Below are 22,537 nucleotides of genomic sequence, written 5' to 3'. Positions count from 1 at the left end.
ACCAGACAAAAACTATGAAAAAATCATTAATATTAATTTGTATTTTATTTAGTGTATTATCTTTTACCATTATTAATCAAACTGATTTTTTAAAACTTATTGATGACAAACTAGATGCATATACTCAAAAAAGAACTCCCGAAAAAGTATATCTTCAAACAGACAAGCCCATGTATGTTCTTGATGAAGATATTTGGTTTACTGGATATTTAGTAAATGGAATAACTCATCAAAAAAGCAACAAGAGTAAAGTTTTATATGTAGAACTTATCAACTCTAACGATAGTATCGTCGCAAAAAAAAAATTATATATTGAAGATATTAGTGTAGCTGGTGATTTCAAAATTAATAAAGAATGGAGACCAGGAAAATATATCATACGAGGATACACCAACTTTATGAGAAACGAATCTGTTCCTCATTTTTTCCAAAAAGAAATCTCTATTTACGATGTTTTAAACAAAGAGAATAATAATAATAATAATAATAATAATAATAATAATATAATCAGTAACAAAACAAATCAAACTACAAACAAACCAAACGTCTCAATCAACTCAGAGTCTGTTCCAGAATTGTCTTTTTATCCCGAAGGAGGATATTTAATCAATGGAATTCAATCTAAAGTAGCTTTTAAAATTAAAGACAAAAAATACAGTGACATTAATTTTACTGGAACTTTAACAGACCAAAATGGAACTATCATTTCTGAAATTAAAACGTTAAAATTTGGTTTAGGAACTTTTTCAATTTTACCAGTTGCAGGAAAAAAATATCATGTAAATGCTAATATTAATGGTAAAAAAGTAAACTATCCATTACCAATATCTTTATCTAAAGGATCTGTACTTAGTACCACAAACACAGGGAAAAGCATTTTAATAAACATTATTAGCAACAAAGAAAATGGTTTGCAAAACAATTATTTAATTGCACATCAAAGAGGAGAACTTTTGTTTAAAAAATATTTAGATCAAAACACCAAAACATATGCTACTCAAATTCCAACTACTTCATTAAGTGATGGTGTTGTTAGCATTACTTTATTTGATCAAGAAGGACATCCTATAGCAGAAAGAACAGTATTTGTAGACAATCCTACCAACAACATAAAAACAACTCTAAAAACAGATAAAGAAACTTATAAAATTAGAGAAAAAGTAACATTAGATTTAGGGGTAAAAAACATGAATGGACTAAATCAAACTAGTTTTTTATCGATGGCTGTTAGAGATTTAAAAGCTTTTCCATATAGTACCAGAACCAATAATATTAAAACATATCTTTTATTAAATTCCGATTTAAGAGGTCAAGTTGAAGAGCCTGGTTACTTTTTTGAAAAAGAAAATGATGCCAGAAGAAGATATATGTTAGATTTGGTAATGATGGCTAATGGTTGGAAACGTTTTACATGGCAAGAATTACTACACGGAAAAAAGAAAGAATTAGAATATCAAGCAGAAGAAGGTTTATATATTTCTGGTGTTACAAATAGATTAAAAAGACCTTATGGTCCTGCTCAAACAGATATTAGACTTACCTTTTTTGACAAAGTTTTAGCACAAACCCCTATTATAAAAACAGATACTTTAGGAAGATTTCAATTTGGACCCTATGTCTACCCAAATTCAATGTCTGTTTTCTTAGAGGCTCGTTTAGGGAATTTTGAAAGTAAAAATGCTAAGGATAGAGAAGTAATGATTCTACTTGATAACGAACATAAAAGTCCTGTAGTTGAACACACAAATACAATTCTTACCACTGATAAAGAAAAACAAGAAGCTAATTTTATTAAAGTAACAGAATATGTTGAGCAAATAAAATTTGAATACAACCAAAAAATAGAGCAACTACAAACTGTTGAATTAGAAGCTAAAAAAGAGTCTGAAGCACAGAAGAGAAAAAAAGAAATGAACAGACGTGCAGAATACGGAGATCCTTTTGACCCTAAAGCTAGAATTGATGTAACAAGATTAGACTACGTTCCTACCTCTATGTGGGAATTATTAAGCTTAAACCCTAGATTAATTGACAATGGTAATGAATTTGTGACTCAAAGAGACAATGCTCCTCTTGCCGTATTCTTAGACGGAATGCCAATTGATTTTGCCGTTTTAGCAGCCATAAATCCAAATCAAATATCTTTTTATGATCTTTTAATTGAAAATAGCCAAGCTCGTCTTTTTTATAACAAAGCTAATATGATTGTTATGTATTCAAAATCTGGAAAAGGTATGCCAGGAAACAAAGCAGCTGAAAGAAAACCAGGTATTGTAGACTATAATGCCCCTGGTTTTTATATTGCCAGACAATTTTCTGCTCCAGATCACATCAAAGGTTTTAACGAAATGGATAACACAGACCTAAGAACAACACTACATTGGGCTCCTAGAATTATTACAACTCAAAAAAGTGGAGTAAGAATTTCATTTTTTACAAGTGATATCAGAAGCGATTATATTATTGAAGTAGAAGGAATTTCTAGCAATGGACAACCTATTCATGCCATTAAAACATTTAATGTGGAGTAATTAACATTCATTTATAATTAAACCTTAAATCATTTAGTCATCTCTATAGAAAACCATAACTTTACTCGTTCAAATTAAAAAACAGAGAGATATGTCTCAAGCAAAACAAGGAAGTACTGTAAAAGTACACTACACAGGAAAATTAACAAACGAGCAAGTATTTGACAGTTCTAGAGAAAGAGAACCTTTAGAGTTTACTGTTGGAGCCGGACAAATGATACCAGGTTTTGATACTGCTGTTGATGGGATGACTATTGGTGATAGCAAACAAGTTACCATTCCTGCAGATGAAGCTTACGGTGCTAGAAATGAAGAAGCAGTTTTTAAATTACCTAAAACTCAATTACCTGAAGATTTAGAACCACAGGTAGGAATGCAATTACAAGCTAGCCGTGAAGACGGACAAACTCAAGCTTTATTAATTGTTGGAGTTGAAGAAGAAGAAGTTGTACTAGATGCAAATCACCCATTAGCTGGTGAAGACTTAATTTTTGATATTGAATTAGTTGCTGTAAACTAATTCTTTAACATTATTAAAATATTAAAAGCACCTTTTACTAAAGTAAAAGGTGTTTTTTTATCTATGCACACTCTTGTAAAATTACTTATCAATCACTATTTTGTACCTTTAGCATATCATAAAATCGATGTCAATATCTTATTATCATTATGATTAATCAACAAAAAGCAATTAAAACTATCTACTTTAGTTTAATTGGAAATATTCTTTTAGCCATCATTAAAGGGGTAACAGGAATCGTAGGACATTCCTATGCTTTGGTAGCAGATGCTATTGAATCTACTTCTGATATTTTTTCTTCTTTATTGGTTTTACTTGGTTTGAAATATGCTAAAAAACCTGCTGATGAAAACCATCCATATGGACATGGTAAAATTGAACCTTTAATGACATTTATCGTGGTAGTCTTTTTAATAGCCTCTGCTATTATTATTGCTTATAAAAGTATCATCAACATACAAACTCCCCATAAAGTACCACACACATGGACTTTATATATATTAGGTGTTATAATTATTTGGAAAGAAATTTCTTACAGAATAGTGATCCATAATAGTCACAAAACCAACAGTTCATCTTTAAAAGCAGATGCTTGGCATCATAGAAGTGATGCCTTAACATCAATTGCAGCATTTATTGGTATATTAATTGCTGTTACTTTAGGTGACGGATACGAAACAGCCGACGATTGGGCTGCGTTAATTGCATCAGTTATTATTATATACAATGCTTATCATATTTTTAGACCTGCTTTGGGAGAAATTATGGATGAACATAGGTATGATGATTTAATTGATGAAATTAGAAAAGTATCTGAAACAGTTCCAGGAATTATGGGGACTGAAAAATGTTTTATAAGAAAAGCAGGAATGCATCATCATGTAGATTTACATGCAAGAGTAAACGGAAAAATATCAGTTACAAAAGGACATGAAATATCACATTTACTAAAAGACACTTTAAAACAAAAAGTTCCTAATTTAGGACATATTTTAATACATATAGAACCATATCATCAAAATACATTATAATGAAAACTAACCTATTAGTATTCGCAATTTTAAGCATTTTCATCACTGGTTGCAAAACCTCTGAAAAACACAACTCACATCATATTGATGCTGCTTTTCTTGATGAACACAGTAGTAAAAATTCTTTAGACTGGGCAGGAACCTATACAGGTACACTTCCTTGTGCTGATTGTAGTGGTATTGTTACCAAAATAAGCATTAATGATGATTTAACTTATACCAAACAAATTAAATACCTAGGAAAAGGTGAAGACTTTATTACCAAAAAAGGAAATTTTACTTGGGATGAGATAGGAAGTAATATTATTCTTGATAACAAAACTTACATGGTTGGAGAAAACACCTTGATTCAATTAAACAAACAAAACGAAAACATTAAAGGAGCCTTGGCAACTCAATATGTACTTGGTAAAATGGCTATAGACAAAATGCTTACTGATGTTCAATGGGAATTAATAGAATTAGAAGGAGAAGTAATTGAAAAAGAAAATAACACCATTCCTTATTTTACTTTAAACAGTTCTAGTGATGATATTACAGGAAATGCCGGTTGTAATAATTTCCATGGAAACTTTATAATAAAACATGGAAACAGAGTATCATTCACAAAATTAGCATCTACACAAAAGTTATGTTTTAACACTCCTTATGAAGCTACCTTACTAAAGGTTTTAGAAACAGCAGATAACTACACTGTTATAAACGATACACTTTCTTTAAACAAAGCTAGGATGGCACCTTTGGCAAAATTTGCTAGAGTGCAGAAATAAATCAAAAGAGTAATTCAAAAAAATATTTTAAGAAATTTCGATTTTATATCTAGTTATAGATATAAAATCGAAATTTTACTTATATACACTTACTACAAACACCACTCACCTCAATTTCTACTTGTTTTACAATAGTGTTAGGAATTTGGATTTGAATAGGATTTGTTACATCTACACAAGACACTTCTAAACATTCTAAACATTTAAAATGTACATGTTTGTGATTATGACATTCTGAAGTACAATATTCCTTACACATCGCATAATATACCTCATCACTACTTACAGAGGCCTTATGTATTATTCCACTATCTAACAAAGCGTTAATAGTTCTATACAAAGTAACTCTATCAAAATGATGTAATTCTTTTTGTAATTCACTATATGGAATTGCTGTATGATAATTAGCCACAACAGAAAGCAACTCTAATCTTTTTGGGGTTGCTTTTAAATTTCTATCTCTTAGTAATCCTGCAAATTTTGTTTCCATATCCATCATAAAAATTTAAAATGAAACTCTAAATCCAACCGTAATACTTCTTCCTGTATCATTGGCAAAATATCTTAACCTATTTAAATAATCTCTATAAGCTACATTTAATAAATTATTCCCTTTTGCATAAAAATACAATTTGGTTTTATCAAAGTGTTTTTCTGTACTAAATTTAAATCCTAATAATTGATAAGCATCCGGAGCAGGAGCATAATCTTGATTTGTTAATAAATGATTTTGTTTCCAAACATAATGATATTCCATTCCAACTGAAGTGTTTTTAAAAGTATTCTCAATTGGCAAATGATAATCTAAAGTTAATAAAGCATTGTTTGCTGCCATATTGATTAAAGGAATATTTTCTGATAAATTATCTCCTTGTAAAAAACTATACTTTGCTCCCATTTTTAAAGCATCTGAAAAAGCATAACTAGTTCCTACATCAAGTCCAAAAAGTTGAGCATTGGTTTGCTCGTAAGTAAAAACAGGAAAAGCTCCTCTAATGGTTAAACGCAATTCATCTTGTGGATTTAAATAAATATAATCTTTAATATATTGATAATATACCAAGGTTTCAAAAAACCACTTCTGATCTATATTACCTTCTAATCCTAAAGTTGTTTTTATAGCATTTTCTTGTTTTAAATTTACATTCCCTTCTTCTATTCCACTTACTCCTTGATGCAAACCATTACTATACAATTCATTAATAGCTGGATTTCTAGAAGCCAAACCAATATTAAAAGCCCAATGCAATTGTTTTAAAGTTCTATATCTAACTCCTGCCGATACATTTACATTATGAAATCTATTGTTAAAATTAATAATAGTTCTTGGAGTGGTTTTAGAAATAGCTGCAACATTTTGATAAGTAAAATTATACCTAGCTCCTGCTTCATACATCCATCTATTAATCCTTTTATTTAACAAAGCAAAAGCTCCAACTTGATGAGATAAATAATCTGGAATTAAAGGTAAAACTCCTGTTTCAGAATCATTTGTATTGTCTGTAAATGTATATTGAATCCCTTTTTTAAACTCAATATCATCTCCTATTTTAGTTTGATGTTTTACTTCTAGAAAATGAGTTAGTTGATTTAAACCCAACGCCGGAATATCAGAACGTCCACCTCTGCGAATATCAAATTCTTTTCTAATATTTAGTTGCCCTGCATAGGTAAAAGTATAAAACTCGTCATCACTAATTTTATTGGTGTTTAACAATTTTAACAAATGGTGATGTACTTCTTGTTTAGGGGATTCAATATTATAAGAAAAAGAATCTTCTGTAAAAAAAGGAACTTCTTTTTGCAAAGCCTCAGTTAAATCGGTTAAATTACTAATATGAGAACCTCTTAAAACACCTAATTCTGAATTAAAGGTACTGGCATAGATTTTAGTTTCCCAATTTTCAGAGAACTGCTTTCTTAACTGGACAGCTAAATTTGCTTCATTATTTCCTGTATTATTTAAATAATAATTAGCTGTTTTTCTATCTCCATATTTTTTAAGAGTCCCATTTATTTTCCAAGCAATACTTTTAGCTCCTTTTTCCAAAGTAAGATTTAATCCATTCCCTAAACCATTAGATTCAAAAAAATAATTAGTGGCACCATGTAAATGCGGATCTTTACTAATGTCTTTGGGAGTAACTAAAACCACAGCTCCTAAAGTACTACCTTGATATTCTAAAGTCCCTACTCCTTTAATAACCTTGATGTTATTGGCTATTAAAGGATCTATTTCCGGACTATGATCATTTCCCCATTGTTGACCATTTTGTACAATTCCGTTGTTTAAAATTGTAACCCTATTCCCATACATTCCATGTATCACAGGTTTGGCTATACCACTACCATTTTTTAAAGTACTTACGCCAGTTAAACTTCCTAATAAATTAGATAAGTTTTCATTGGCGTTATTTTGAATGTTTGTTGAGCTGATGTTTTGAGCAGCTTGGGTGGTGTTTTCTGCTTTATGTCCTAATAAATGAACTCCATCTAGCATTTGCACAAAATGATTCATGACAATACGAAGTTTTGTATTGTCATGAATCTCTAAAAATTGTTGATTGTTTTCGCAACCAATATGGGTAATATCTAAATGATAATTTCCTTCACAAATGGAGTCTATCTTAAAATTCCCATCAAAATCACTAATGGTTCCTTTGTTTAAACCTTCTAAATAAATACTAGCTCCTACAATAGGTTTGTCATTACTACTATCTATTACAACTCCTGATAAAGAATAATTACATTTTTGAGCATTTGTTGTTATTATATTTATAATTAAAAGAATAACAAACAAAGTATAATTTTTAATCCTCATCATTTAAGTTAAATACAACTTCCAAATCTGATCCTCCTCCTGCATTCATAATATCTCCATCTGATACATTCTCTCCAAATTTATTTGGTTCATGTCTTAATATTATGGTTAAATTTCCTCCAACAAAATCATTATCTGTTATAAATTTAGTGCTTAAACCAATTGGATGTTTATTAGCATCTTTATCAAGATAATTAACATTTACTCCTTGGGGTTTTATATAGAAAAACTGATGATCAACAGCTTCTTCTTCAATTTCTAAAGTTACATCATCAACAGGATCAGTTGTTTCATTCAAAACTTTTAAAGCTCCTATGTAAGTTGCATTCTTTTGTACAACACCTGTTTGAGTATAAATACCATCAGTAGTATTGCTCCCGTCTGTATAATATTTTAAAACCACTGTTTCTTCGGCACCTTCTTCTGGCGTTAAAGTATAGATTACAGTTGTTATCACTTCTTCTTCATTAGGAATAATAGGATCATCTTTTTTACAAGAGGTTAACGCTAATCCTACTAACATTGTAAGTACTATTTTTTTTAATTTCATGGGTATGTTTTTTATTTCTGAAGCAAATATACAACAATGCGCAACAATGTTGCACTTGTTCTTTTTTAAATTAACTATTTAAAGCACTAAAATAAAAACTTATGTATCTTTAAAGTTCAAACAGATCAAATGAAATTTATAAAAACTATCCTTATTTTTACTGCCGTTGCTTTCATTGGTTGTAAAAACATTCACAACAATATTACAGATTCAAAATCATTAAAATTTTATGTTGGTACCTACACTAACAAAACAGCCGACTCTCATAGTGAAGGAATCTATCAATATCAATTAAATAAAAACGGAACCATAGATTCTTTAAGTTTAGTTGCCAAAACCGAAAGCCCAACATTTTTAACAAAATCATTTGATGGAAAATATATCATTGCTTCAAACTCTAAAAAAGAAGGTACAATTACTAGTTTTTTAATTCAAAAAGATAGATTAAAAGAAATTAGTGTTAGCAAAGTAGATAATGATCCTTGTTATGTAACTATTAATAAAAACAATTATATTTTAACGGCTAATTATGGTAGTGGAACCACCAACCTACATCAAATTGATGAAAATGGTGTTTTAACAAAAACTTTGGATACTCAACAAAATAAAATGAACGCTCCAAGTAAACACCCTAGACAAGAAAAAGCCCATACACATTCTTGTTATTTTGAACCAAACTCTACTAACGTTATCAGTATTGATTTAGGTGCTAACAAATTAATATTTGGTACTATTGACAGTGATTTTAATAAAATAGTCCCTAATGAATTTAGTGAGTTAGAAATGCCTGCTGAAGCTGGACCAAGAATTTTAACATTTCACCCTACTAAACCATGGATTTATGTAGTAAATGAGTTGGCTGCAACGGTAACTTTTATTAAAAAGAATGTTACAAACAACTCTTATAAAATTGTTCAAACAGTAGAAACCTTGGCTAATGAAGATAAGCCAGGAAACACCTCAGCACATATAGAAATTACCAACGATGGTAAATTTGTTTACATCACCAATAGAGGTCATGATAGTGTTGGCGTTTTAAAAGTTTTAGATTCTGGAAAACTAGAGCTGATACAAACCATTAGCACCCATGGTAAACACCCTAGAAACTTTGCCTTGAGTCCTGACAATAAATTTTTATTAGTTGCCAATAGAGATACCAACAATATTTGTTCTTTTAAAAGAAATCACAAAACAGGAAAATTAACATTTGTGAGTGATGTTAAAGCTCCTAAACCAGTTTGTATTTTATTTTAATAAAAAACACAACACGTATAAAAAATGCGATGCTGAACAGCATCGCATTTTTTATTTATCTGCAAACTTAATCTCGTTCATTTCAGTGTTTTTATGCTTGTTCTTAGCATAAGCATAACCATCTTCCCACCATTCTGTCATCAATTCTTTATCAAAAATTAATGAATTAGAAGTTAAAATAGTTGGTGTGTAATATAAATTTAATTGAACATTGTTATAATGCGAAGCCAACTTCCCTATAGAAACATTATGCTTAGATACTTGTTCCAAAGTAAAATCTATCACATCAGAAATTAAAGCAAATGGATTTTTTGCATGAACATTGGCTACCAGTTTCATTTCTGTATCTAAAATAATTACATCAATTTCTGTAGCTCCTCTGTTAATCGCTTCTTTAATAGGTACCAAAGCTCCAAAGCCACCATCGGCATATTGGTAATTATCTTTTTCGTACAAACTCATAAAAGGCACATAATTACAAGAGGCCCAAATCCAATCACAAAATTGTTTTCTTTCACAATCTTTAATCGATTTATACTCTACTTTTCCTAAAGTTAAGTTAGAAACCGTTACGACCAAATCTTTCTCCGTAGCACGTATTTCATTATAGAAATCTTCTGTAATCGTATTGTGAAGTAACTTCCTTAAATTTGAACTTTCACCAAATGTTTTACGTTTTTTAATAAAATTCCAAAGTACTTTTACGTGATTAATAGAAACTGTTTTGGCACCTCTTCTCCCTTTTATTTTAAAAGGATTTACACTAAAAATAGTTGACTGATCTACATTGGTATATAAGTCTTTTAACATTTCTATTCTGCCCAAAGCCAAATGAGAAATCATTAAACTACCTGTAGAAGTACCAACTAAGATATCGTACTCCTTTTTTTCTTCTTTCATTAAGTATTCAGCAACACCTCCAGCAAAAGCTCCTTTGCTACCCCCTCCAGAAATTACCAATGCACGCATATCTCTTTTTAAAAATTTAGGCTTAATTTAGTCCATTAAATATACATTTTTAATAGTTACCAAATAGAGTGAAAAAATTTCATTACCTCTTATACTGTCTTAGTACGGTTCTATTGTTTTCATGTAAAAATGAACCGAGTATTAATGATGTTATTTCTTGTACTTCTGATGTGGATTTTCATCACTCAAAAATCATTAGAGATGCAAAAAACAATTTTGAAATTAATCTTGGAAAGCATTGGAAAAGAGAATTGTATTTTGATGACTATCAATCTAGGATTTATGCGGCAGATACGACTCGAAACTTCTCTTCTTCTTTTATTATTGATGTAACCCGATTTAAAGGAAAAATTATTATTGAAGAAGCTTTTAAAAACAAAATAACAACACAAGTATTAGCCACTACAAAAACTTATATCATTCAAAATAGTATCATCAAATTTAACGATCAACCTGCTTATGCTATTTATTATTTTCATAAAAATGAGGAGCAAGTAACCTATAATATTCAATACTATATAGCTGATCAAGAACATTACTATTTACTTTCTGCACAAATAAATGGGAGTCAAAACTTCACCAAAAACAACTGCGAAATTTTACAGATTTTTAATTCTTTAAAAATTATTCCTTAAACAATAAAAAGCAAAACGTTTTATTTTATTAAAACATTGGGGCAGTTATAAACACTTAGCTATTTTTGCCCAAAATTAACAAACACCATGCAATACATTTTAGATAGATTTGTTCGTTATATCACAGTAGACACTCAGTCTGACCCTACAAACCCAGCTTTTCCAAGTACAGAAAAACAATGGAACTTAGCTCGTATGTTAGAACAAGAACTAAAAGATATTGGTTTGTCTGAAGTTGTGTTGGACGAAAACTGTTACTTAACAGCCACTTTACCAAGCAATGTAGAACACCACGTACCAACTATTGGTTTTGTAGCACATATTGATACCAGTCCCGATTTTAGTGGAAAAAATGTAAATCCACAAATTCATAAAAATTACAATGGTGAAAATATTGTATTAAATGCAGAACAAAACATCATTTTAAATGCTACTTATTTTGATGACATTCAGCAATACAAAGGACAAACCATTATTACTACTGATGGAACAACACTTTTAGGAGCAGATGACAAAGCGGGAGTGACAGAAATTGTATCGGCTATGGAATATTTGGTGAAAAATCCTGATATCAAACATGGAAAAATAAGAATTTGTTTTACTCCAGATGAAGAAGTTGGTAAAGGTGCTCATAAATTTGATGTAGAAGCTTTTGGTGCCGAATGGGCTTACACCATGGATGGAAGTGAAATTGGAGAATTAGAGTACGAAAACTTTAATGCAGCACGTGCTGTTATTACAGTTCAAGGAAAAAGTGTACACCCAGGATATGCTAAAAACAAAATGGTGAATGCTATTTTGGTTTCTCAGCAATTCATCAATGGATTACCCGCTGACGAGGTTCCTGAATTAACCACAGGTCACCAAGGTTTTTATCACTTACATGACATTATTGGTGATGTAGAAAAAACAACTTTGGAATACATTGTGAGAGATCACGATTTAGAAAAATTCAACCAGCGTAAAGAAACCATGAAGTCTTTAGTATCTTCGCTGAATCAAAAATTTGAAGAGGATATTTTTTCTATAGAAATTAAAGACCAATATTTTAACATGAAAGAAAAAATAGCTCCTGTAATGCATATTATTGATATTGCTGCAGAAGCTATGAAAAAAGAGAACATCAAACCTATTTACAAAGCCATTCGTGGTGGTACAGATGGTTCTCAATTATCCTATATGGGATTGCCTTGTCCAAACATTTTTGCTGGCGGACATAATTTTCATGGTAAATATGAATATGTACCTTTAGAATCTATAGAAAAAGCAACAAAAGTAATTATAAACATTGCTGAAATTACAGCAAACAAGTATCTATAAAAGATGGATAATCAATTTTTAATTTCGTTAACAGAAAAATACGGAGCTCCGTTATATGTATATAATGCTGATGTAATTGAACGTCAGTACAACCGAATGATGAATGCATTTTCATCTGTAAAAAATGTAAAATTAAATTACGCAGTAAAATCTAACACCAACATCAATGTTCTTAAATTTTTAAAGAATTTAGGTTCTGGAGGAGATTGTGTTTCTGTGCAAGAAATAAAATTATGTTTGGCTGCTGGTTTTGATGTAAAAGATATTTCTTACACGCCAAACGGAGTTTCTTTTAAAGAAATTACAGATGCTTACAATTTAGGAGTCAAAATAACTTTAGACAACTTATCTAGCTTAGACAAGTTTGGAAAAGCATTTCCTAAAGCTCCAGTTTCTTTACGTATCAACCCGCATATTATGGCAGGTGGAAACGCAAAAATTTCTGTAGGTCACGTAGATTCTAAATTTGGAATTTCTCATACTCAAATAGAAGAAATCAAAAAAATAGTTACGGCTAATGGAACACCTGTAAACGGAGTACACATGCATACAGGTTCTGATATTAAAGATCCAAGTGCGTTTGTAGAAGCCATGGAAGTTTTACTAGGAATTGCTAGACAGTTTGAGACCATAGAATTCATCGATTTAGGAAGTGGATTTAAAGTACCTTATAAAGATGGTGACCATGCTACCAACTTAGAAGAATTAGGAAAAGTTTTAGGAGCTAGCTTTAATGCTTTTTGTGAAGAATATGGAAAAGAATTAAAATTGATTTTTGAACCAGGTAAATTCTTAGTGTCTGAATCTGGTAAATTCTTAGCCAAAGTAAATGTCATTAAACAAACACCTAACATTAATTTTGTTGGGGTTGATAGTGGTTTAAATCATTTGATGAGACCTATGATGTATGATGCTTATCATCGAGTACACAACATTTCTAACCCTGATGGAGAAAAGGAAACTTATAATGTAGTAGGATATATTTGTGAAACCGACACTTTTGCAAGTGATAGACAATTAGGAAAAGTATCTGAAGGAGATATTATTTGTATGGACAATGCAGGTGCTTATTGCTTTTCTATGTCATCAAATTACAACTCAAGATTTAGACCTGCTGAAGTTTTGGTCATAAAAGGTCAAGACTATTTAATTAGAGAAAGGGAAACTTTTGAAGATATTTTAAAAGGTCAAGTAATGATTGATACTTTATAAAAATCAAAGCGCTAATCTTAGAAGGTTAGCGCTTTTTTTCACCCCAAAAACCACCTGTTCACACCTTCTTAACTTAAGATAAGTGCCAATGCCTTTTTTAAACTTTATATTTGACGAAAAATTATTCAAATAGAAAATTGATGAAAAAAATACTTTTTGTATTCCTTCTCTGTTTTATAAATATGTCTGCACAAGACAAGTTTACCATTGGTGGAACTATTAAAGACAGTGCTTCAGGAGAAACTTTAATTGGCGTTAATATCATTGACAAAGACAATTACCAAGGAACAGTAACTAATGAATACGGTTTTTATTCTTTAACCCTTAGCAAAGGAACTCACAATATTGAAATCTCTTATATAGGTTACAATACCATCTCTAAGAAAATAGACATAAATAAAAATAAAACTTTAAATTTTTCTTTGTCTGAAAATGTAGAAAGCTTAGAGGAAGTAGTCTTAACCAGTACTTCAGAAAAAGTAAGCATTCAAAAAGCAGAAATGAGTGTGAACAAAATGAAAGTTCAAACCATTAAAGAAATCCCAGCTATTTTAGGAGAAGTAGATGTTTTAAAATCTATCACAACACTTCCAGGAGTAACCACTGCCGGTGAAGGACAATCAGGTTTTAATGTTCGCGGTGGGGCTGCAGATCAAAACTTAGTTATATTAGATGAAGCCACACTTTTTAACACCTCTCACCTTTTTGGTTTCTTTTCTGTAATTAATGCAGATGCTATTAAAAGTTTAAAACTATATAAAGGTGGAATTCCTGCCAAATATGGAGGTAGAATTTCATCTGTTTTAGAAATACATCAAAAAGATGGTAACAAATATTCATTTCATGGAAATGGAGGAATTGGAAGTATTTCGTCTCGTTTAACTTTAGAAGGTCCTATTGTTAAAAATAAAGTCTCTTTCTTTTTAAGTGGTCGTAGATCTTATGCTGATTTATTTTTTCCTATCGTGATGCCAGACAATGATAATACCGCTTATTTTTATGACTTAAATACCAAAGTAAATTGGGAAGTTGATGATAAGAACAAGTTGTATTTATCAGGATATTTTGGAAAAGATGTTTTTTCTTTATCAAATTCATTCATCAACAATTATGGAAATGCTGTTGGAAATATTCGTTGGAATCACGTTTTTAACAATCAGCTATTCTCCAACTTATCTTTAATCTACAGCAAATACTATTATGGTTTAGAGTTAGATTTTGTTGGATTTAAATGGAACTCTGGTTTACAAAACGTAAATCTTAAGTACGATTTAAAACAATATTTTAATGATAATCTTTCTATTGAATATGGTCTAAACACTATTTTTCATGAGTTCAATCCAGGTAAAATAGAACCTAACAGAGACGATAGTGGAATAGAAGAAGATCAGCTTGCAAAAAAATATGCCATTGAAACTGGAATTTATATTGATGTTGATCAAAAACTAAACAATAAAATTGATTTACGCTATGGTCTTCGTCTTACTGGATTCTCTAGAATGGGAGAAAAAAACAAAAATATTTATGACGGAAGTCCTGTTGCTTATGATGAAAATTTAAAAATCTATGAACAATCAACTCCTATTGGTCAAAAAAACTACAGTATTAGTGAGTTTATGAAAACTTATATAAATCTTGAACCTCGTTTTTCTATTGCTTATAGCTTAAACAACAATAGCTCTATTAAAGCCAGTTATCAGAGAATGGCTCAATATTTACACTTAATTTCCAACACACAATCCCCTTCTCCTTTAGATATTTGGACTCCTAGTGGTGAACATATCAAACCACAATTGTCAGATCAAATTGCTTTTGGATACAACAAAGACTTTAACAACAAATATTCCTTAACTGCAGAAGTTTTTGGAAAAACGGTTAAGAATAGATTAGATTATATTGATGGGGCTGATTTAATTGCACAAGAAGCTATAGAATCTGTTGTTTTATCGGGAAAATCAAGAGCTTACGGTCTAGAATTATTATTAAAAAAAGAAACAGGAAAAATTACTGGTTGGATTAGTTATACCTTATCTCGTTCCGAACAACAAACCAAAGGAAGAACACCATCAGAAATAGGAATTAATAATGGAAAATGGTATGCTACAGGCTATGACAAAACACATGACATAAGCTTACTAACAAGTTATAAAGCTTCAAAAAGCTGGAGTTTCAATAGTAATTTCACATTACAAACGGGTCAACCAATAACCTACCCAACAGGAAGTTATGAATATCTTAACAGCAATATTCCTAATTATGGGTTAAGAAATACTTTTCGCTTACCAATGTATCACAGATTAGATGTTTCGGCTACTTATAAACCTAAAAAATACAAAACCAAAAAATTTAAAGGAGAGTGGGTTTTTAGTGTCTATAATATCTATAACCGAAACAATTGGTCATCTATATTATTTACTCAAGATTCAGAAATAGGTATCAATAAAACTGAAAGACTTTCTATTTTTGGAATTATTCCATCGGTTACCTTTAACTTCAAATTCTAAAATCATGAAAAAATATATTTATATACTAACCATAACACTTAGCTTTATTTCTTGTACTAAAGAAGTAATAATAGACAATTTAGACAACGTAAACCCTAGACTTGTAATTGAAGCAAGTTTAGACATTCATAAATACAATAATAGTTATAATAAACAAACCATTAAACTATCTAAAACTACAGGCTATTACAACAACAATTATCCTCAAGTAAAGGGAGCAATTATTTCCGTTACTGATGAAAACGGAAATTCTATGGGAACTTTTTTAGATGTGAATCCTGCCATTCCTAATGATGAAGAAGACGGGGTTTACACAGCTGTAGACTTTACAAAACCCACAGTAGGAAGTACCTATTATTTAAGTATTACCGTTGATGGAGAAACATACACTGCTCAAGATAGTTATACAAGTATTGTTGACATCAATGAAATTAAACAACAAACCATTTCTTTTGGAGACGATATTATTCAAATTAATGTAAATATTGATAATGAAATAGGAGTTGATAATTATTATTTAACTAAAATTGATCCTCCCTTTAGAATTATTTCTGAATACGGATCTGGTAATGACGAAGAATTCACCGAAGAACCTGGAAAAAACAATTTTGACGTTATTACCTATATTGACGAAGAACTTGAAAAGGATATGGAAATAGATATTTCACTTTACGGAATCAGCAAAAACTACCAAAACTACTTATCCAAACTATTTTTAATTGCTCAAGGATCTAACGGTCCTTTTTCAACAGCACCCGCTTCTGTAAGAGGAAATATTTTAAACACTACCAATCAAGACAATTATGCTTTGGGGTATTTTTCTGTAAATCAATTTATAAAAACTAGTTATACTGTAAAATAGTCCTCTAAAATTATATAGACTTTTTCATTGTATTTCTCTATTTTAGAAGAAAAAAAACAATGAAAAAGTTTATTGGTTCAGTATGTCTTTTATTTATTTCTTCAATACTATTTTTAAGCAGTTGTAAAAAACAACAAAAGCCTTTAAACAACAAAGATTTTAACTATAGCGAATACATTTATAACCATACTTCTGGAGTGGTTTCTACCCAAGAAGAAATCAAAATATTTTTAGTAAAAGCATCAGAAGTCACCAAGGAAGATTTAAAAAACGCTTTTAGTACAAAACCTGAAACAGAAGGAAAACTAGAAATTATAAACAACAAACAAATTGTTTTTAAACCCAAAACACCTCTATTAAACAATCAGGAGTATCTAGTTAGCCTAAACTTAGAAAAGTTATATCCAAACCATACAAAATCATTAAGTCCATATAGTTTTAAGTTTAAAACAAAAACACAAGATTTTGACATCAATACCCAAGCTTTACAATCTTACAATAAAGATTGGCAATACATTGTGGGGGAAATTAAAACCAATGATGTAACCTCTATTGACAAAATAAAACAAGTTCTTACAGCCACCCAAAATAACAAGCAGCTATCCATTAAGTTTGATGAAATCAATATAGATACCGATGTATTTCCTTTTAAAATTGATAGTATTTATAGAGAAATCGACGATTCTAAAATTCACATCAATTACAATGGTAAAAGTTTAAATGTTGATAAAAATGAAACTAGAGAAATCAACATCATTGGTAAAAATAATTTTAAAGTAGTAGATGTTAAAGTAGTAAACAATGCTGAACAATTTGTAGAAATTAACTTTACAGATGCCTTGCAAAAAAATCAAAATTTAAAAGGTTTGATTAGTATTCAAGGAGTAAATGATTTAAAATATATTATTTCTGGAAACTTAGTAAAAGTATATCCAGACAATACTTTAAAAGGAGACTTAAAAGTATTTATTCATGAAGGAATTAAAAATACTTACGGATATTCATATCAAACAACCATTTCAAAAACATTGTCTTTTGATGAGCCCAAGCCTGAAATAAAATTTTCTAAATCTGGAAATATCTTACCTAATTCAGATAATTTAAATATTCAGTTTCAAGCCATCAATCTTAATGCTGTAGAAGTCACTATTTATAAAATATTTGAATCTAATATTTTACAATTTTTACAGCAAAACAATTTAGAAGGAAATCAAAACATTAAAATGGTGGCCAGACCCATTGCTAAAAAAATAATCCCATTACACACTAGCAATCCTTCTGATTATTCTAAATGGCAAACGTATGGAATTGCTTTAAATCAGTTAATTAATATTGATAAAGGAGCTATTTTTTATAGAGTTCAATTAAATTTTAAACAAGCTTATTCAACTTACAAATGTAATAACACTACAACCAATCCTACCAAAACGGTTCAAGAACAAAATTTTGATGAAGAAGATATAGAAACTAGTAATTGGGACAACGATAATTATTATAACGACTATGAAGATTATTACTGGAGTGATAGAGATAATCCTTGTACGTATTCATATTACAGAAACAAATCCGTCTACAAAAACATCATTGCGACCAATATTGGATTAACAGTAAAAAAAGGAAATAATAATTCCTTTTTTATAGCAACCAACCACACGGTTACTTCTGCTCCTTTGTCAGATGTAAAAGTTGAATTTTACAATTATCAGCAACAACCTATTGCCAACATCCAAACCAATGCACAAGGAATAGCGATGATTGACTTGGACAAAACTCCATTTTTTATCACCGCTAAAAAAGATGGTCAAACTACTTATTTAAAAGTAAATGACGGGAATGTATTGTCTATGAGTAATTTTAATACCAATGGTGTACAACCCATCAAAGGAATTAAAGGATTTATTTACACAGAAAGAGGAGTTTGGAGACCGGGAGACACCATTTTTGTTGGTTTTATGTTGAATGATCTTAAAAACAAAATTCTAGAAAACAATCCCGTAACCATCGATATAAAAGATCCTAACAATGTATTAAAATATCGAAAAGTAAAAACCAAAGGAGTTAATCATTTATACACTTTTAAAATCCCAACAAAAGACAGCGATCTTACAGGAAAATGGAATGCTACTATTTCTGTAGGTGGAGCTACGTTTCAAAAAAGCTTAAAAATTGAAACCATCAAACCTAACAGATTAAAAATAAACATCAAAACCGATGCAAAGGTACTGAGTAAAAACAACGAAGTAAATATTACTGCAAAATGGTTACATGGAGCCATTGCCAAAGAATTAAAAGTAGAAAGTTCTTTAATGTTAAAACCTCAGAAAACTAGTTTTGAAAACTTTCCTAGTTTTGTTTTTGATGATCCTAGCAAACATTTTGAAACCGAAGAAACCAATGTGTTAAATGATAAACTAAACAGCGCTGGAGAAATTAAATTTGTTTTAAATCCTAAAATAAACAACAATGCTCCTGGTTTGTTAAAAGCTTATTTAACTACTAAGGTTTTTGAAAATGGTGGAGATTTCAGTACTGATGTTTACAGTCAAACTTATTCTCCTTTTACCACTTATATTGGGTTAAAAAGACCACAAGGTGACAAAGCTAGAAACATGCTTTTAACTGACAAAGAACATCTTTTTGAGTTGGTAAGTGTTGATGAGAATGGAAAAACTGTTGCCAATCAAAAATTAGAAGTAAACATTTATAAAATGGAAAATAGTTGGTGGTGGAACAACACTAATAATTATTCTCAATTTAACGCTTCTTCTTTTAAAACTCCTGTATTTAACAAAACGATGAATACAACTTCTAACGGAAAAGCTAGTTTTAAATTTGAAATTAAATATCCTGAATGGGGAAGATATTTTGTACAAGTAACCAATAAAAATTCAGGTCATAGTACCGGAGAAACTGTTTTTATTGATTGGCCAGGTTGGGCTGGAAAAGCAAAAAAAGGAAATCAAAAAGAAGCTGCTATGTTGGTTTTTACAACCGATAAGGAAACTTATCAATTAAATGAAGAAGTTCATGTAAACTTTCCTTCAGCTGAAAATGGCCATGCGTTAATCACGATTGAAAACAACGAAAAAGTAGCACAACATTTTACGATTGATACTCAAAAAGAAAGCACCAATTTTTCATTCAAGGTCGATAAAAACATGACCCCAAATGTGTACATCAGCATTACTGCTTTGCAACCGCATCACAACACCAAAAATGATTTACCAATTAGAATGTACGGTGTTAAAAATATTTTTGTGGAAGATGCCAATACACATTTAAACCCAACTTTAAATATTCCTAAAGAAGTAGAACCAGAAAAAGAATTTGAATTAAAAGTAGCTGAGAAAAATGGAAAACCATTTACCTATACCATTGCTATTGTAGACGAAGGTTTGTTAGATTTAACTCGTTACACCACTCCTAGCCCATGGAAATACTTTAACAATAAAGAAGCTTTAGGAATTAAAACGTGGGACATTTATGATGATGTAATTGGAGCTTTTGGCGGAAAATTAAATCAGGTATTTAGCATTGGTGGGGATCAAGATTTAGGTGCAGCCAAAACACAAAAAGCCAACAGATTTAAACCTGTGGTTATTTTTAAAGGCCCTTTTACCTTAGCTAATAACAAAACCAATACGCATAAAATCACCATTCCAAAATATATTGGTGCTGTAAAAGCCATGATTGTAGCTCATCATTCAGAAAATGAAGCTTACGGAGAAACAGATGCTAGTGTTTTGGTTAAAAAACCTTTGATGTTGTTGGCTAGTGCTCCAAGAAAAGTGAGTTTAAACGAAAAAATAAAAGTCCCTATCACCGTTTTCAATGCCTTAGAAAACAATCAAAATGTAAAAATTGAAATCAAAACCAATGATATTTTTTCTATTGAAGGAAATAAAATTCAATCCTTAAACTTTAAGGAACCAGGAGATGATATTGTTTACTTTGATATCAAAACAGTAAAAACAGGAGTGGGTAAAATTACCATTACAGCTAAAAACAAATCTCATACTGCTAGTTATGATATTGAACTAGATTCTTACAATCCTATCAACAGAGTAACAAAAAGTGAAGAAGCCTATATTGAAGCCAACAGCAACAAAAAAGTTACCATCAACGGTTTTGGAATAGAAAACACCAACCAAGCAACTATTGAAATTTCTTCCTTCCCACAAATCAACTTTACTGATAGATTACAATATTTAATTCGTTATCCTCATGGATGTCTAGAACAAACTGTTTCTGCAGTTTTCCCTCAACTATATATGCATGATTTATTTGAGCTGTCTCAATCTGATAAAAATACCATCACCGAAAACATCAAAGCAGGAATTCAAAAACTAAATAGTTTTCAATTAACGTCTGGTGGTTTTACGTATTGGCCTGGAAATTACAAAGCCAATGAATGGGTGAGCAATTATGCAGGACACTTTTTAATTGAAGCGGAAAAACAAGGATATGCTTTACCATATAACTTCAAAAATAATTGGATTGCTTATCAAAAACAAGTAGCTAGATCTTGGAGAAAAACAAAAGACAATTCTTATGTAGAACAAGCTTATAGACTTTACACTTTGGCTTTGGCTCAAAGTCCTGAATTATCTATTATGAACCGTATAAGAGAAGATAAAAAAATCGATAATATTGCCAAACTAAGATTGGCATTGGCTTATGCCATTATTGGTCAAAAAGAAGCGGCTATTGAATTGATGAATAATGCTTCTTTAATTGATTACACCAAGGTTTTTCAAGTAAATCATGGATCGACTTTGATTAACAAATCAATTGCTTTAGAAGCTTATCAAGCTTTAAATAATGATACTAAAGCAAGAGAAATGTTACAAGATATTGCCAATGAATTAAATAGCGACAACTATTTAAATACCAAGACTACTGCAAATTGTTTATTAGCATTATGTAACTATTATCAACAAACAAGCAACCAACCTTTATTAGCAAAACTGAATACAAACGGTAAAAAAACAGACATCAATAGCCAAAAATCTATTTGGAAAAAAGAGGTAAAAATCAACCAAGGAGACTATCAAATTACCATTAACAACAATGGTAAAAAAGCTCTTTACGTTAAAATTAACTATTCGGGGATTCCTGAAATAAACAATGAAGAAAGTCTATCTAAAAACCTAATTACTCAAATAAATTACATGGATAATAATGGAAAACTGATAGACATCACAAAGCTTAGTCAAGGAGTTAGTTTTGTAGCGCAAATTGAAGTAAAAAATATCGTAAACAAATCAGTAAAAGATGTTGCATTGACATATCAAATCCCATCAGGATGGGAATTAATCAATACTCGCTATGCTATGGATGACAATAGTTCTACTAGTAATATTGATTATGCAGATATTAGAGACAATGCTATCCATTATTATTTTGATCTAAAAAACAATGAGACCAAAAGTTTTAACGTAAAAATTAACACAACTTATTTGGGAAGTTATTATTTACCAGGTACACATGTAGAAGTCATGTACGATCAAAATTACATGAGCCACACCAAAGGAAAATGGATTAATGTGATTCCTTAA

The 22,537-nt window shown here is 30.3% G+C and carries 15 protein-coding genes; 11 read left to right on the top strand and 4 right to left on the bottom strand.

The window, feature by feature from the left end; genetic code table 11:
* Positions 1 to 14 precede the first annotated feature (14 nt).
* The 4 genes from BUB70_RS08615 to BUB70_RS08600 all read left to right on the top strand — a co-directional run bounded on the left by BUB70_RS08615 (position 15) and on the right by BUB70_RS08600 (position 4,852).
* Positions 15 to 2,531 (top strand): hypothetical protein, encoded by a 2,517-nt coding sequence (locus BUB70_RS08615; protein ID WP_073120568.1) that lies wholly within the window; start codon positions 15 to 17, stop codon positions 2,529 to 2,531.
* Positions 2,532 to 2,622: 91 nt separating this feature from the next.
* On the top strand, positions 2,623 to 3,051 hold the full coding sequence (locus BUB70_RS08610; RefSeq protein ID WP_073120566.1) for an FKBP-type peptidyl-prolyl cis-trans isomerase: 429 nt from the start codon (positions 2,623 to 2,625) through the stop codon (positions 3,049 to 3,051).
* Between the two features lie 149 nt (positions 3,052 to 3,200).
* Positions 3,201 to 4,082 carry a cation diffusion facilitator family transporter gene (locus BUB70_RS08605; protein ID WP_073120564.1) on the top strand — a complete coding sequence of 294 codons (882 nt, stop codon included), beginning with the start codon at positions 3,201 to 3,203 and terminating at the stop codon, positions 4,080 to 4,082.
* Positions 4,082 to 4,852 (top strand): copper resistance protein NlpE N-terminal domain-containing protein, encoded by a 771-nt coding sequence (locus BUB70_RS08600; protein ID WP_073120562.1) that lies wholly within the window; start codon positions 4,082 to 4,084, stop codon positions 4,850 to 4,852. The genes BUB70_RS08605 and BUB70_RS08600 overlap by 1 nt, the downstream gene beginning before the upstream one ends.
* A gap of 79 nt (positions 4,853 to 4,931) precedes the next feature.
* Here BUB70_RS08600 and BUB70_RS08595 read toward each other — a convergent pair whose 3' ends face one another.
* Genes BUB70_RS08595 through BUB70_RS08585 form a run of 3 tightly spaced genes read right to left on the bottom strand, consistent with a single transcriptional unit; the run spans position 4,932 to position 8,223 of the window.
* Positions 4,932 to 5,342: a Fur family transcriptional regulator gene (locus BUB70_RS08595; RefSeq protein WP_229742974.1), complete on the bottom strand. Its 411-nt coding sequence runs from the start codon at positions 5,340 to 5,342 to the stop codon at positions 4,932 to 4,934.
* 15 nt (positions 5,343 to 5,357) lie between these two features.
* Positions 5,358 to 7,673 (bottom strand): TonB-dependent receptor, encoded by a 2,316-nt coding sequence (locus tag BUB70_RS08590; RefSeq protein ID WP_073120557.1) that lies wholly within the window; start codon positions 7,671 to 7,673, stop codon positions 5,358 to 5,360.
* Positions 7,663 to 8,223, bottom strand: coding sequence for a hypothetical protein (locus BUB70_RS08585; protein WP_073120555.1), 561 nt, complete (start codon positions 8,221 to 8,223; stop codon positions 7,663 to 7,665). Before BUB70_RS08585 ends, BUB70_RS08590 begins: the two co-directional genes overlap by 11 nt.
* Before the next feature lie 129 nt (positions 8,224 to 8,352).
* On the opposite strand from BUB70_RS08585, the gene BUB70_RS08580 reads away from it, so the two are divergent.
* A complete protein-coding gene (locus tag BUB70_RS08580) occupies positions 8,353 to 9,477 on the top strand; it encodes a lactonase family protein (RefSeq protein WP_073120552.1) in 1,125 nt (374 codons plus the stop codon).
* A gap of 51 nt (positions 9,478 to 9,528) precedes the next feature.
* Here the strand turns inward: BUB70_RS08580 and BUB70_RS08575 are convergent, their stop codons facing one another.
* A complete protein-coding gene (locus BUB70_RS08575) occupies positions 9,529 to 10,446 on the bottom strand; it encodes a patatin-like phospholipase family protein (protein ID WP_073120550.1) in 918 nt (305 codons plus the stop codon).
* Positions 10,447 to 10,514: 68 nt separating this feature from the next.
* Here BUB70_RS08575 and BUB70_RS08570 point away from each other — a divergent pair, with 68 nt between their 5' ends.
* The 6 genes from BUB70_RS08570 to BUB70_RS08545 all read left to right on the top strand — a co-directional run bounded on the left by BUB70_RS08570 (position 10,515) and on the right by BUB70_RS08545 (position 22,537).
* A complete protein-coding gene (locus tag BUB70_RS08570; protein ID WP_143155273.1) occupies positions 10,515 to 11,081 on the top strand; it encodes a hypothetical protein in 567 nt (188 codons plus the stop codon).
* Positions 11,082 to 11,168: 87 nt separating this feature from the next.
* On the top strand, positions 11,169 to 12,401 hold the full coding sequence (gene pepT, locus BUB70_RS08565; protein WP_073120545.1) for a peptidase T: 1,233 nt from the start codon (positions 11,169 to 11,171) through the stop codon (positions 12,399 to 12,401).
* 3 nt (positions 12,402 to 12,404) lie between these two features.
* Complete coding sequence (gene lysA, locus BUB70_RS08560) at positions 12,405 to 13,613, top strand: diaminopimelate decarboxylase (protein WP_073120543.1); 1,209 nt, start codon at positions 12,405 to 12,407, stop codon at positions 13,611 to 13,613.
* Positions 13,614 to 13,795: 182 nt separating this feature from the next.
* On the top strand, positions 13,796 to 16,117 hold the full coding sequence (locus tag BUB70_RS08555) for a TonB-dependent receptor (RefSeq protein WP_229742975.1): 2,322 nt from the start codon (positions 13,796 to 13,798) through the stop codon (positions 16,115 to 16,117).
* A gap of 4 nt (positions 16,118 to 16,121) precedes the next feature.
* Complete coding sequence (locus BUB70_RS08550; protein ID WP_073120538.1) at positions 16,122 to 16,979, top strand: DUF4249 family protein; 858 nt, start codon at positions 16,122 to 16,124, stop codon at positions 16,977 to 16,979.
* A 59-nt stretch (positions 16,980 to 17,038) separates the two neighbouring features.
* On the top strand, positions 17,039 to 22,537 hold the full coding sequence (locus BUB70_RS08545; RefSeq protein ID WP_073120536.1) for an alpha-2-macroglobulin family protein: 5,499 nt from the start codon (positions 17,039 to 17,041) through the stop codon (positions 22,535 to 22,537).

This window comes from Wenyingzhuangia marina, assembly GCF_900130035.1.
GTDB lineage: Bacteria > Bacteroidota > Bacteroidia > Flavobacteriales > Flavobacteriaceae > Wenyingzhuangia > Wenyingzhuangia marina.
The sequence above is the reverse complement of the archived record's forward strand: the minus strand, read 5'-3'. Positions and strand labels throughout refer to the sequence as shown.